The following is an 11,725-nucleotide window of genomic DNA, read 5'->3' as shown; positions in this document are numbered from 1 at the left end:
GCGGCAGGATACCGGCGTTGCGTGCAGGATCCATTAACGCGTGCAGGATTGCGCCGGTTACGTCGACAGCTGCCCCAGCTCCGCGACCGCGCCCAGGCGCTTTGCCAGCCGCTGCAGCAGCGCCAGGCGGTTGCCGCGCAGCGCAGGGTCGTCGGCGTTGACCATCACCGCGTCGAAGAAGGCGTCGACCTCGGGACGCAGGCGGGCCAGGCGCGCGAGCGCCGCCACGTAGTCGCCGCCGTCCAGCGCGGGGCCGGCCTCGGCCCAGGCAGCCTCGACCGCGACCGACAGCGCCTGCTCGGCGGGTTCGACCAGCAGTGCCGCATCGACCTCGTCGGCCACCGCATCCCCGGCCTTGCGCAGGATGTTGCGGATGCGCTTGTCGGCCGCCGCCAGCGCTTCCGCCTCGGGCAGGCGCGCGAAGCTGGCGATGGCTTCGAGGCGGCGGTCGAAATCGCGCAGCGACGCCGGACGCAGCGCGGCCACGGCGCTGAACTGCTGCGCCGGCACGCCGCGCTCGGCGTAGTAGCCGCGCAGGCGGTCGAGGACGAAGTCGTACAGCTCGCCGGCCAGCGCGGCGGCGTCGGCCGGTCGCGCGGCCGCGGGCAGGGCGGTGATCGCGGTGGCCAGCGCCGCCGGCAGGTCAAGCTCCAGCCTGCCTTCGATGATCGTGCGCGCCAGGCCGAGCGCGGCGCGGCGGAGGGCGAAGGGATCCTTGTTGCCGGTGGGCTTCAGCCCCGCGGCGAAGCCACCGGCCAACGTGTCCACGCGCTCGGCCACGGACAGCAGCCGGCCCAGCGGCGAGGGCGCGATGGTGTCGCCGGCGCCGCGCGGCTGCCAGGCCTCGTCGAGCGCGTTGGCCAGGGCGTCGCGGTCGTCGTGCGACAGGTCGGCCAGGGCCGGGTCCTGGATCGCGTAGTAGCGGCCGGCGATGCCCTGCAGCTCGGGGAACTCGTTGACCATGCGCGACTGCAGGTCGGCCTTGGACAGCAGCGCGGCCCGGCGCGCCAGCGCAGGTTCGATGCCGGCCGCCGGCGCCAGCGCTTGGGCCAGCGTCGCCACGCGCGCGGCCTTGTCGGCCACGCTGCCCAGCTTCGCCTGCCAGGTCACCGTGGCCAGGCCCTCGTTCATCGCCGAAAGCCCCTGCTTCATGTCCTCGACGAAGAAGAACTTGGCGTCGGCGAAGCGCGGGCGGATCACGCGTTCGTAGCCCTTGCGCACCTCGGCCTCGTCGCGGGAGACGATGTTGGCCACGCCGATGAAGCGCTCGGTGAGCCGCCCCTCGGCGTCGAGTACCGGGAAGAACTTCTGGTTGGCCTCCATCGTCGCCACCAGCGCTTCCTGCGGCACCGCGAGGAACTCCGGCTCGAACGAACAGGCCACGGCATGCGGCCACTCGACCAGGCATTCGACCTGGGCGAGGTTGCCGGCCTCGATGCGCGCCACGCCGCCGGAGGCGCTGGCCGCGGCCTGCACGCCTTCGACGATCGCGTCGCGGCGCGCGTCCGGATCCACCAGCACCTTCGCCGCGCGCAGGGCGTCGACGTAGTCGCCCGGGTGGCCGATCCACACCGGCTTGTCGTGCATGAAGCGGTGGCCGCGGCTCATGCGGTCGGACGCGATGCCGAAGGCGCTCGCCGGCACCACGTCCTCGCCCAGCAGCGCGACCAGCCAGTGCACCGGCCGCGCGAATGCGTGAGCGTGCGCGCCCCAGCGCATCGGCTTGGGGATCGGCATCGCGGCGATGGCCTCGTCGATCACCGCCTGCAGCAGGTCGCGGGTGGCCGCGCCCGGCGTCACCGAGCGGTGCACGAAGCGCTCGCCCTTCTGGTCGGTGGTGCGTTCCAGCGCCGTCCATTCGACGCCCGCCTTCTGCGCGAAGCCCTGCAGGGCGCGCGTGGGCTGGTCGTCGGCGTCGAGCGCGATGTTGAGATAGGGGCCGAGGACTTCCGAGGCCTGCTCGGGCTGGGTGGTGGCGACGTCCTCCAGCAGGACGGCCAGCCGGCGCGGCGTGTACAGCGGGCGGGCGCCTTCGGCGAAGGCGATGCCGCGGCGCGACAGCGCGCCCTGCACGCCGTCGAGGAAGGCGCGGGCCAGGCCGGGCAGGGCGTTGACGGGGAGCTCGTCGGTGCCGAGTTCGATCAGGAGCGGAGCGGTATCGTTCACGGAAGGTCCTTCCTGAGCGCCAGCAGTTCGCTGGCGTCATGGCCTGCAGGGGTGGGCGCGCGGTCCCGGTTGAGCATCAGCAGGACGATGCCGGCCACGGGCATCAGCAGGGCGCCGAACAGCAGCCACAGCCACGGGTTGCGTCCGGTCTGCTGCGCCCAGTACGCGGCGAAGAAACCGAAGGCGACGGGTGCGGACCAGGCGAACACGAACGCGGGCGTGAGGATGTCGAGCATCTGTCGTCCTTGTCAGGCGGCGCGGCTGGCCGGCTTCAGACCGGGGAAGCCGAGCTTCTCGCGCTGCGCGAAATAGGCTTCGGCCACGGCCTGCGACAGCTTGCGCACGCGCAGGATGTAGCGCTGGCGCTCGGTGACCGAGATCGCACGGCGGGCGTCGAGCATGTTGAAGCTGTGGCTGGCCTTCATCACCTGCTCGTAGGCGGGCAGCGGCAGGCCGAGCCCGACCAGCTTCATCGCCTCGGCCTCGCAGGCGTCGAAGCGGTGAAACAGTTCGGCCACGTCGGCGTGCTCGAAGTTGTAGGTGCTCTGCTCGACTTCGTTCTGGTGGTAGACGTCGCGGTAGGTGACCGGCGTGCCGTCGGGACCGTGCGTCCACACCAGATCGAAGACGTCGTCGACGTTCTGCAGGTACATGCACAGGCGCTCGAGGCCGTAGGTGATCTCGCCCAGCACCGGGCGGCACTCCAGGCCGCCGGCCTGCTGGAACCAGGTGAACTGGGTCACTTCCATGCCGTTGAGCCAGACCTCCCAGCCCAGGCCCCAGGCGCCGAGCGTGGGCGATTCCCAGTTGTCCTCGACCAGGCGCAGGTCGTGCACCAGCGGATCGACGCCGAGCGCCTTGAGCGAGTCGAAGTACAGCTCGACGATGTTGTCCGGCGCCGGCTTCATCACCACCTGGTACTGGTAGTAGCGCTGCAGGCGGTTGGGGTTCTCGCCGTAGCGGCCGTCGGTGGGGCGGCGGCAGGGCTGCACGTAGGCGGCGTTCCACGGCTCCGGGCCGAGCGAGCGCAGGAAGGTGGCGGGGTGGAAGGTGCCGGCGCCGACCTCGAGGTCGAGCGGCTGGACGAGCACGCAGCCCTGGCCTGCCCAGAACTCGTTGAGGCGCTGGATCAGCTGCTGGAACGTGGGTGCGGTCATGCGCGTCCGTGTCGCCTGCGCGGCGTGGTCCGAGGGCGGGCTAGTATAGCGGCCGACCCTGCGCGGCCCGCGCCGCGCACCTTCCCGGTTGCCGAGCATGACCCGACACAGACGCCCCTTCCTGGTCCTCGAGACCGGCCGCCCGGTGCCTTCGATGCGCCGCCACGGCGTGTTTCCGCACTGGATCCGCACCGCCGCCGGGCTGGCGCGCGACGAGCTGGAGGCGGTGGACGTGCAGTCGGGCGAGGTCCCGCCGTCGCACCGCGACTACGCCGGCGTGCTGGTCACCGGCTCCGGCGCGATGGTCAGCGACCGCGAGCCCTGGAGCGAGCGCACCGCCGACTGGCTGCGCGACGCCACCCACGACGGTGCCCACGTGTTCGGCATCTGCTACGGCCACCAGCTGCTGGCGCACGCGCTCGGTGGCGAGGTCGGCGACAACCCGCGCGGGCGCGAGATGGGCACGGTCGACATCGACCTGCATCCGCACGCCGGCGACGACCCGCTGTTCGCCGGCCTGCCCGCGCGCTTCGCGGCGCAGTCCACCCACCTGCAGAGCGTGCTCGCGCCGCCGCCGGGCGCCACCGTGCTCGCGGTTTCCGACCTCGACGACGCCCACGCCTTCCGCTGGGGCAACGATGCCTGGGGCGTGCAGTTCCACCCCGAATTCAGCGCCATGCACATGCGCGGTTACATCGCCGCACGCCGCGAGGCGCTGGCCGCCGAAGGCCGCGACGCGGCCGCGATGCATGCCGCGGTGCGCGCGGCGCCGGACGCGCGCCGCGTGCTGCGCCGGTTCGTGCGTCGCGCGCGCCGCCATGCCTGAGCCATCAGGTACGATGGACGGCGTGGCGCCGCCACGCTGACAGACACCGCAACCGGGGAACGGGATGACGACACGCACGATGGGCCCGGCCGCGGGCTGGCGCTGGCTGATGGCCGCGGTGAACCTTGGCGGCAGCAATCCGAAGGCGATCTTCGGCGGCGCTGCGCTGCTGCTGGCGGTGGTGTTCGCCGCGGCGATGGCGCTGAGCGTGCTGCTCGCCCTGGTGATGCCGGCGGGCGGCGGCGCGCAGATGGCCGGCAGCGTGCTGGTCACCCTGCCACTGCTGGCACTGATGGCCGCGCTGATGGTCGGCTACCTGCGCCTGATCGATGCCGTCGAGGACGGGCGCCCCGCTACCGCGACGCAGGTCTTCTCGGGCTTCGCCGATCGCGGCGCCTGGGTGCAGGCGATGGTGATCCTGGTGGCGCTGGCGCTGCTGCAGTACCTGCTGATCGCCGGCGGCGTGATGCTGGTCGCGCCCGACGCCGGCCGCTGGTACCTCGAAAACATGGCTTCGGCGAGCGCGGTCACGCCCGAACAGGTCGCGGAGATGCCGCCCGGCTTCGGCCGCCTGCTGGCGGTGGTGATGGTGGTCGGCGTGCTGACCTATGCGGCGCAGGCGATCGCGCTGGGCCAGGTGGCGCTGCGCAACCGCGGCGTCGGCGGTGCGCTGGCCGACGGGGCCGCCGGTGCCGTGCGCAACGTGCTGCCGCTGGTGGTGCTGATGCTGCTGGGCCTGGTGGCGATGCTGGTGTTCGGCCTGGTGATCGGCCTGCTGGCGGTGCTGTTCGGCGGCCTCGCCGGCGGCAGCGGCGCCGCGATGGTGGCCGCGATGGTCATCGGCATCCCGGTCTACCTGCTGGTGGTGCTGGTGATGGTCGTGGTGAGCTTCGGCGTGATGTACGCCATGTGGCGCGACATCTGCGGCGACGGTGCCGGCGCCGGCCGCGACGACGGCAGCCACGTCGCCGCCTGACGCCGGACGGCGCTCAGCCCCAGAGCGCGCGGTCCAGCGCGGCCTGCAACGAGGCGCCCATCGCGGCCGCTGCCCAGGCGGTGGCCAGCAGCAGCGCGGCGGCCAGGATCCACAGCCAGGCCCGCGCCCACGGCGGCAGCGCGTCCGGGGTGTCCGGAGCCATCACCACGCGCGTCGCGCTGATGCGGTCATGCAGTGCGGCATGCGCGGGCGGGATGGCCGCGAGCAGGTGGCCGATGTTGAGGCTCAGCCACGACAGGCTGCCGGCGAAGAAGCGCAGCAGCAGCCGCCCGGTACCGGGCACGCGCCCGTCCGCCGCGGCCACGCGCAGGCCGAGCGCGCGCTTGCCCGGGGTCGCGCGCAGCGGCGAGCGCTCGAAGCCCACGCACCAGGCCAGGAACAGGGTGACGAAGCCCGGCAGCGGCGGGATCGCGAGCGCCACCAGCGCTGCCTGCACGCCTTCCGCCGCCGTGAGCAGCACCGGATCGCGCAGGGCGCCGCGGAACAGGACATACAGCGCGCCCGCGCCGGATTCACCGTGCGCGCCGGTGACCGCGTCCGCCACCCGGTGTGCGAGCGCGTCGACCAGCTGGGCCCAGGCCGCGGCCAGCGCGTCCGCGCCGGTGCGCGGCGACCGGAACGGCAGTGCGAGTGCCAGCGCCGCCAGGCCGACCGGCAGCGCATCGAGCGACCAGGCCGCGCAGCGTCGCCAGAAGCCGGCGGGGCGCATCAGCCGGTGCCGGCGTCGCTGCCCGCCGTCCGCGGCGCGAGCATGCGCGAGGCCACGATCCCGGCCTCGTACAGCAGGCACATCGGGATCGCCAGCATCAGCTGCGAGACCACGTCCGGCGGGGTGATGATCGCGGCGAGGATGAAGATGCCCACGATCGCGTAGCCGCGCGCCTCCCTCAGCTGCGCCGGCGTCACCCAGCCCATCAGCACCAGGATCACCAGCGCCACAGGCAGCTCGAAGCTCAGTCCGAAGGCGAGGAAGATCACCAGCACGAAGTCGAGGTAGGCGTTGATGTCGGTCATCATCGCCACGCCTTCGGGCGTGACCATGGTGAGGAAGCCGAACACCGACGGCAGCACCACGAAGAAGGCGAAGGCGCAGCCGGCGTAGAACAGCAGCAGCGAACTGGCCAGCAGCGGCAGGGCCAGGTTCTTCTCGCGCTTGTACAGGCCAGGCGCGACGAAGGCCCAGGCCTGGTAGAGCAGCCAGGGCATGCTCAGCACCAGCGCGGCGAAGAACGCCAGCTTGAGCGGCGCGAAGAACGGCGAGGCGACCTCGACCGCGATCAGGTGCGCACCCTCGGGCAGCTTGTCGACCAGCGGCTGCGACAGCCGCGCGTACAGCTTGTTGGCGAACGGCAGCAGCGCGGCCAGCACCACGCCCAGGCCGACGATCCCGCGCAGGATCCGCGAGCGCAGCTCGAGCAGGTGGTCGAAGAGGTGGCCTTCGCCGTCAGCGCCGGCCATCGTCGCCTCCGGGTGGGCCCGCGGGCGGGGCGTTGGCATCGGATGGAGCGGCCGGGATCGCCGGCGGCGAGGTGGCCGGATCCGGCGCATCGGTGGCGGTGTCTGCATCGGCCGGCGTGGCGCCGCTGGCGCCGGGTTCGACGCGGCCCTCGAGATCGTTGCGCAGTGCCTTCAGCCCGCTTCGGGTGTCCGCTTCGGCCTTGCGCACGCTGGCGTCGAGTTCATCGACCGCGCCGCGCGCCTGCTTCTCGAAGTCCGTGGCGGCGGTACGCACCGAGTCGAGGTTGCGCTTGAGCTCCTCGGCGGCCAGCTCGCGTTCGAGCTCGGAGCGCACCGAGTACCACTGCGCGCGCGCGCGCCGCACCCACAGGCCGGCGAAGCGCGCGGCCTTGGGCAGCCGCTCGGGACCCAGGACCACCAGCGCCACCAGCGCGATCAGCAGCAGCTCGCCGAAACCGAGGTCGAACATGCCCGGACGCCGCGCCGGGGATCAGCGCTGGACGGAGTCGCTGTCGCGCTCGGCCTTGCGCTCGCCCTCGCGGGTCTGGTCGCCGAGCTGGCCGGCCGGCCTGTCGTCCTCGTCGGCCATGCCCTTCTTGAAGCCCTTGACCGCCTCGCCGAGGTCGCGGCCGGCGCCGCGCAGGCGCTTGGTGCCGAAGATCAGCAGCACGACCACCAGGACGATGATCCAATGCCAGATGCTGAAGCTGCCCATTGCCGCGAGTCCTGGATGTGTTCGGGGGCTCAGGATACCAAGTTGCCCGCGGTGCGGCCGCGGGCGACGGCGGGATCGCTCAGTCGATCGGATCCGGCAGCGGCGCCGGCAGGTCGTCGGCCGGCAGCGGCTCGGAGGTGACCGGCGAGGCATCGACCGGCTCGAAGGCGCTGGGCGCCTGCGCGGGTGCGGTGCTTGCCCCGATCGGCGCGGTTTCGACCATCGGCGACTGGGGAGCCGCCGGCGCCGCGACGGCCGTGGCATGGGTGCGCGCAGCGCCGCCCTCGGTGCCGCGGTTGGCGCGGGCCAAGGCGGTGGCTTCCTCCAGGCCGTCGCGGAACTCGACCACCGCCGCCGACGGCTGGCCGCCGGCGCGGCCTTCGAAGATCATCCTCGGCGTGGTGTCGCGGCCGTAGACGGCCTCGTTGGCCGCGTCGTCGATCGACAGCACCGCGCCGTCGAGCGCGATGCCCGCGAACAGGCCGCGCGCGCGCGACCACGACCAGATCTCGGCCTTGAGCTCGCCGTCGGTGGCGGTGGAGGCGTTGCGGCCGACCGGGCCCGCCGCGACCGCGGCGTCGGCACCAAGGGTGAACTTGCCGTTGACGATCGACTCCAGCCCGCGGTCGCTGCGGAACACCAGCACCACGTCGGACGACTGCACGCCGGCCTGGAAGCCGATGCTGCCGCCGGTGAGCTTGACGAAGCTGGGGTTGGACCAGGTGCCGTCGGGGTTCTTCACCGACATCAGGCCGTGGCCGCGGCGGCCGCCGATCACCAGGCCGGCCTTGATGGTGTCGGGCACGACCACGATCGCGCGGCCCTCGTCGAACAGCTTCTCGGGGATCGCGGACTCCGGGATCGCCTGGATGTCGTTGAGCACGCGCACCGCGTTGAGCGCGCGCGCGTCCTCGTCGGGGCCGGCGACGGCGGGCGCGGCGGCCAGCGCGATGCACAGCGCGGTGGCGAGGACGGGCAGGCGGAGCAGGTGGCGCTTGGCGGTCATCGGGGACTCCGGACGGATGGTTGCTTGGGAGGATGCGCGGCGCGGCGCGCGCTGTCGACCGCGCTGCGCCGCCCCGAGGCTAGGCGCGGCGCGATGAATCGGCGATGAGCCTCTGCGTTCCCCCGGCCGGCGGGCGCGGTGGCGGCGGCGTCCGTACACTTGCGTGCTTCGCTCGCCAACTCCGCTCGCCAACGCCAGCCCTGTCCAATGACCGACACCACGCCCACGCCACGCGACGTCCTGCTGCTGGTCAATCTCGGCACGCCCTCGGCGCCGACGCCGGAAGCGGTGTCGCGCTACCTCGGCGAGTTCCTCGCCGACCCGCGCGTGGTGCAGCTGCCGCGGCTGTTCTGGCTGCCGCTGCTGCGCCTGGTGGTGCTGCCGCTGCGCTCGCGCCGGGTCGCGCACAACTACGCCGCGATCTGGATGGACGGCGGCTCGCCGCTGGAGGTGCACACGCGCCGGCTGGCCGACGCGGTGCGGCCGCTGCTGCCCGGCGTGCACGTGGAGCACGCGATGCGCTACGGCGAGCCCGCGCTCACCCGCCGCCTGCGCGAGCTGCGCGCGGAGGGCGCCCGCGTGCTGGTGCTGCCGCTCTATCCGCAGTACTCGACCACCACCACCGCCTCGGTGGCCGACGTCATCGCGCGCGAGCTGCCGGCCGCGCGGATGGTCGAGGACTACCACGTCGATCCGGACTGGGTGCGTGCGGTCGCCGACTCCATCCGCCGCCACTGGCAGGCGCAGGGCCGCGGCGACCGGCTGCTGTTCTCCTTCCACGGCATCCCGCAGCGCGTGGTCGACCAGGGCGATCCCTACGAACGCCAGTGCCATGCCAGCGCGCGCGCGATCACCGCCGAACTGGGCCTGGGCGAGGGCGACTGGCAGCTGACCTTCCAGTCGCGCTTCGGCGGCGGCAAGTGGCTGTCGCCGGCCACCGATGCCACCGTGCGCGCGCTGCCGGGCGAGGGCGTCAAGCGCATCGACGTGGTCTGCCCCGGCTTCTCGGCCGACTGCCTGGAGACGCTGGAGGAAATCGCGATGCAGAACGCCACCTTCTTCCGCGAGGCCGGCGGCGAAACGCTGTCGTACATCCCCTGCCTCAACGACGATCCGGCACATGCGCGCGCGCTCGCCGGGCTGGCGCAGCGCGGGTTCGACGCGTGGCGCTGACGCGCGGCTTCGAACTCGCGCTGCCGGGCGGCACGGTGCGCGGCCTGCGCGCCGGCACCGAGGGTGCGCCCCGGGTGCTGGCGCTGCACGGCTGGCTCGACAACGCCGCCAGCTTCGTGCCGCTGGCGCCGCACCTGCCGGGCCTCGACCTTGTGGTGCCGGACCTGCCCGGCCACGGCCGCAGCGACCACCTGCCGCGCGGCATGGACTATTCCTTCGCGGGCGCCGTGCACACCGTGCTGGACATCGCCGACGCCCTGGGCTGGGAGCGCTTCACCCTGCTCGGCCATTCGATGGGCGCGGGCATCGCCAGCCTGGTCACCGCGGCCTGTCCTGAGCGCGTGGAGCGGCTGGTGGCGATCGAGGCGCTCGGCGCGCTGGCGGAGGTGCCCGGTCGCACCGTCGAGCGCCTGCGCGAGGCGGTCGCCGCCACCCGCGCGCTGCCCGGCAAGCGCCTGCGCGTGTTCCCCGACCTCGAGCTCGCGGTGCGCGCGCGCATGCAGGCCAACGGCCTGGCCGCGGACGTCGCGCGGCTGCTGGTCGAGCGCGGCACCGACGCGGTGGAGGGCGGCTGGCGCTGGAGCAGCGACCCGCGCCTGACCCTGCCGACCATGGTGCGCATGACCGAGGCGCAGATCGAGGACCTGGTGGCGGGGATCACCTGCCCGGCGAAGATCGTGTTCGCCGATCCCGCGCAGCCCTACCTGCCCGATCCGGTGCGCCGTGCACGCGCCGCGCTGCTGCCGGCGGGAGACCTGGTGGTGCTGGCGGGCGGCCACCACCTGCACATGGAGCAGCCCGGCGAGGTTGCCGCCGTGATCGCGGGATTCCTGCGCGGCTGAGCGCGGCCGGTATCGCGTGTCCTACTGGCGCGGATCGCCACGCAGCTGGATGCCGAGCAGCACGGGGCCGTCCGCGTGCCGGGTGAAGGTGTAGGTCGCTTCGCGCCCGCCCTGGCTGAACCCGAGCATCGCGCTGTCGGCCTGCTGCATCGCCAGCATCTGCGACCACCCCTTGCCGGCCATCGCCGCGCGCGCGTCCTCGAACATCGACGCCACCGCGCCGTCGGACTCCAGGCTCACCAGGCGCGCATCGCCGACGTCCATCACGCTGGTGACGCCGTAGCTGGACGGCAGGAACAGATCGTCCGGGAAGTCCGCGGGCAGGGCCACGCCGGCGCCGGCGGTGATGAGGGCTTCGCCATCGCCGGTGGTGATGCGCATGCGGCCGCCATCGCGGTCGATGTCCACCTGCTGGCCGCTGGCGCGCTCGATGGCGGCTTCGGTGGCGGCGTCCGCGGCGCGGTGGCAGCCGGATGCGGCCAGCACTCCAAGGGCGGCGAGCAGCAGCAGAGGCATGGGATGGCGCATGGCGTCGGGCCCGGTGGCGGTGTGCCTGACCGGTAGAACGCCCTCAGGCCGAGGGACCGGACAGCAGCCTGAGCATCGCCTTGATCCGGCGGCCGTGGATCCGGAACCAGTCGCGCTCGGCCCGCCACTCGGGGAAGCGGGCCTCGACCTCGGCCCAGAACGCGGGTGAATGGTCGGCGTGGACCAGGTGGCAGAGCTCGTGCACCAGCACGTACTCGAAGGCCGAGGGCCGGCCCAGCACCAGCGACAGGTCGAGCGCGAGGGTGCCGTCGGGCGCCAGCGAGCCCCACTGCGACGACATCGCCTTCAGCCGGATGCGCGCCGGCGCGCGCGGCAGCGCGGGCAGGTAGCGCGGCAGCCAGCCGCCGATGTCGGCGCGCGCCTCGCCCTCGTAGAAGTCGCGCAGTGCGCGGCGGAGCGCGGCGTCGCCGCCGCGGCCCGTGTGGCGGAACACCAGGCCATCGCCTTCGTGCGCCACGCAGGCATAGCGGCCCGGCTCCCAGCGCAGCGGCAGCATCGTCCCGCGCAGCGGCAGCGCGGGCGTCACGCCGCGCTCGAGCGGCGCGACCAGGTCGTCGATGGCGTGCGCGCGCAGCTGCGCGGCCAGCCAGTCGCGATGCTGTTCGAGGAAGCGCGTGCCCGACACTGCGCTCGCGCGCGGCGGCAGCGTCAGGCGCGCGCCGCGCTCGTCCACCGACAGCCGCAGGCGGCGCGCACGCGGATCGCGCACGCGCACCACCTCGACTTCGGTGCCATCGTCCATCGCGAGCGCGACGGTGTCGCGCTGGACGTTGCGGGTGCCCGGTGCATCGGACTTCGTGAGCAGCAGGCGGAGCAGGGACGACATGGTGCGATTC

General features: G+C 73.3%; 14 protein-coding genes. 4 read left to right on the top strand and 10 right to left on the bottom strand.

Annotated elements, in window-relative coordinates; all coding sequences use genetic code 11:
* Window positions 1-57: 57 nt before the first annotated feature.
* From glyS to glyQ, 3 genes are read right to left on the bottom strand one after another with little or no spacing between them, the layout of a single operon-like run.
* Entirely contained in the window at window positions 58-2,166 is a 2,109-nt protein-coding gene (gene glyS / locus IE168_RS11640; protein WP_189498410.1) for a glycine--tRNA ligase subunit beta, read from the bottom strand.
* Window positions 2,163-2,402 (bottom strand): hypothetical protein, encoded by a 240-nt coding sequence (locus IE168_RS11635; protein WP_189498408.1) that lies wholly within the window; start codon window positions 2,400-2,402, stop codon window positions 2,163-2,165. The genes glyS and IE168_RS11635 overlap by 4 nt, the downstream gene beginning before the upstream one ends.
* Before the next feature lie 12 nt (window positions 2,403-2,414).
* Window positions 2,415-3,323, bottom strand: coding sequence for a glycine--tRNA ligase subunit alpha (glyQ, locus tag IE168_RS11630; RefSeq protein WP_189498406.1), 909 nt, complete (start codon window positions 3,321-3,323; stop codon window positions 2,415-2,417).
* Between the two features lie 97 nt (window positions 3,324-3,420).
* Between glyQ and IE168_RS11625 the strand changes: the two genes are divergently transcribed.
* On the top strand, window positions 3,421-4,149 hold the full coding sequence (locus IE168_RS11625) for a glutamine amidotransferase (RefSeq protein ID WP_189498404.1): 729 nt from the start codon (window positions 3,421-3,423) through the stop codon (window positions 4,147-4,149).
* A gap of 64 nt (window positions 4,150-4,213) precedes the next feature.
* Window positions 4,214-5,125 carry a hypothetical protein gene (locus IE168_RS11620; protein WP_189498402.1) on the top strand — a complete coding sequence of 304 codons (912 nt, stop codon included), beginning with the start codon at window positions 4,214-4,216 and terminating at the stop codon, window positions 5,123-5,125.
* Between the two features lie 13 nt (window positions 5,126-5,138).
* Here IE168_RS11620 and IE168_RS11615 read toward each other — a convergent pair whose 3' ends face one another.
* The 5 genes from IE168_RS11615 to IE168_RS11595 form a co-directional block, all read right to left on the bottom strand.
* Window positions 5,139-5,855, bottom strand: a complete 717-nt coding sequence (locus IE168_RS11615; protein WP_189498400.1) for an RDD family protein — start codon at window positions 5,853-5,855, stop codon at window positions 5,139-5,141.
* Window positions 5,855-6,604 carry a twin-arginine translocase subunit TatC gene (tatC, locus tag IE168_RS11610; protein WP_189498398.1) on the bottom strand — a complete coding sequence of 250 codons (750 nt, stop codon included), beginning with the start codon at window positions 6,602-6,604 and terminating at the stop codon, window positions 5,855-5,857. The genes IE168_RS11615 and tatC overlap by 1 nt, the downstream gene beginning before the upstream one ends.
* Window positions 6,591-7,073 carry a Sec-independent protein translocase protein TatB gene (gene tatB / locus IE168_RS11605; protein WP_189498396.1) on the bottom strand — a complete coding sequence of 161 codons (483 nt, stop codon included), beginning with the start codon at window positions 7,071-7,073 and terminating at the stop codon, window positions 6,591-6,593. Before tatB ends, tatC begins: the two co-directional genes overlap by 14 nt.
* 21 nt (window positions 7,074-7,094) lie before the next feature.
* Window positions 7,095-7,319 (bottom strand): Sec-independent protein translocase subunit TatA, encoded by a 225-nt coding sequence (gene tatA / locus IE168_RS11600; protein WP_189498394.1) that lies wholly within the window; start codon window positions 7,317-7,319, stop codon window positions 7,095-7,097.
* Window positions 7,320-7,398: 79 nt separating this feature from the next.
* Window positions 7,399-8,325 carry a lipid-binding SYLF domain-containing protein gene (locus tag IE168_RS11595; RefSeq protein ID WP_189498392.1) on the bottom strand — a complete coding sequence of 309 codons (927 nt, stop codon included), beginning with the start codon at window positions 8,323-8,325 and terminating at the stop codon, window positions 7,399-7,401.
* 207 nt (window positions 8,326-8,532) lie between these two features.
* Here IE168_RS11595 and hemH point away from each other — a divergent pair, with 207 nt between their 5' ends.
* Complete coding sequence (gene hemH, locus IE168_RS11590) at window positions 8,533-9,498, top strand: ferrochelatase (RefSeq protein ID WP_189498390.1); 966 nt, start codon at window positions 8,533-8,535, stop codon at window positions 9,496-9,498.
* Entirely contained in the window at window positions 9,495-10,340 is an 846-nt protein-coding gene (locus IE168_RS11585) for an alpha/beta fold hydrolase (protein ID WP_189498475.1), read from the top strand. Before hemH ends, IE168_RS11585 begins: the two co-directional genes overlap by 4 nt.
* Before the next feature lie 21 nt (window positions 10,341-10,361).
* Here the strand turns inward: IE168_RS11585 and IE168_RS11580 are convergent, their stop codons facing one another.
* Both IE168_RS11580 and IE168_RS11575 read right to left on the bottom strand, forming a co-directional pair.
* Window positions 10,362-10,856, bottom strand: coding sequence for a hypothetical protein (locus IE168_RS11580; protein WP_189498388.1), 495 nt, complete (start codon window positions 10,854-10,856; stop codon window positions 10,362-10,364).
* Window positions 10,857-10,911: 55 nt separating this feature from the next.
* Window positions 10,912-11,715: a YgjP family zinc-dependent metalloprotease gene (locus tag IE168_RS11575; RefSeq protein ID WP_189498386.1), complete on the bottom strand. Its 804-nt coding sequence runs from the start codon at window positions 11,713-11,715 to the stop codon at window positions 10,912-10,914.
* Window positions 11,716-11,725 lie beyond the last annotated feature (10 nt).

Origin of the sequence: Luteimonas padinae, assembly GCF_014652935.1 — a bacterium.
Lineage (GTDB): Bacteria > Pseudomonadota > Gammaproteobacteria > Xanthomonadales > Xanthomonadaceae > Luteimonas > Luteimonas padinae.
The sequence above is the reverse complement of the archived record's forward strand: the minus strand, read 5'-3'. Positions and strand labels throughout refer to the sequence as shown.

Bases quoted from the DNA above. Each gene is read 5' to 3' on its own strand.
- IE168_RS11635 (WP_189498408.1), bottom strand. From the start codon at position 2,402: ATGCTCGACATCCTCACGCCCGCGTTCGTGTTCGCCTGGTCCGCACCC.
- glyQ (WP_189498406.1), bottom strand. From the start codon at position 3,323: ATGACCGCACCCACGTTCCAGCAGCTGATCCAGCGCCTCAACGAGTTC.
- IE168_RS11625 (WP_189498404.1), top strand. From the start codon at position 3,421: ATGACCCGACACAGACGCCCCTTCCTGGTCCTCGAGACCGGCCGCCCG.
- IE168_RS11620 (WP_189498402.1), top strand. From the start codon at position 4,214: ATGACGACACGCACGATGGGCCCGGCCGCGGGCTGGCGCTGGCTGATG.
- IE168_RS11615 (WP_189498400.1), bottom strand. From the start codon at position 5,855: ATGCGCCCCGCCGGCTTCTGGCGACGCTGCGCGGCCTGGTCGCTCGAT.
- tatC (WP_189498398.1), bottom strand. From the start codon at position 6,604: ATGGCCGGCGCTGACGGCGAAGGCCACCTCTTCGACCACCTGCTCGAG.
- tatB (WP_189498396.1), bottom strand. From the start codon at position 7,073: ATGTTCGACCTCGGTTTCGGCGAGCTGCTGCTGATCGCGCTGGTGGCG.
- tatA (WP_189498394.1), bottom strand. From the start codon at position 7,319: ATGGGCAGCTTCAGCATCTGGCATTGGATCATCGTCCTGGTGGTCGTG.
- IE168_RS11595 (WP_189498392.1), bottom strand. From the start codon at position 8,325: ATGACCGCCAAGCGCCACCTGCTCCGCCTGCCCGTCCTCGCCACCGCG.
- hemH (WP_189498390.1), top strand. From the start codon at position 8,533: ATGACCGACACCACGCCCACGCCACGCGACGTCCTGCTGCTGGTCAAT.
- IE168_RS11580 (WP_189498388.1), bottom strand. From the start codon at position 10,856: ATGCCTCTGCTGCTGCTCGCCGCCCTTGGAGTGCTGGCCGCATCCGGC.
- IE168_RS11575 (WP_189498386.1), bottom strand. From the start codon at position 11,715: ATGTCGTCCCTGCTCCGCCTGCTGCTCACGAAGTCCGATGCACCGGGC.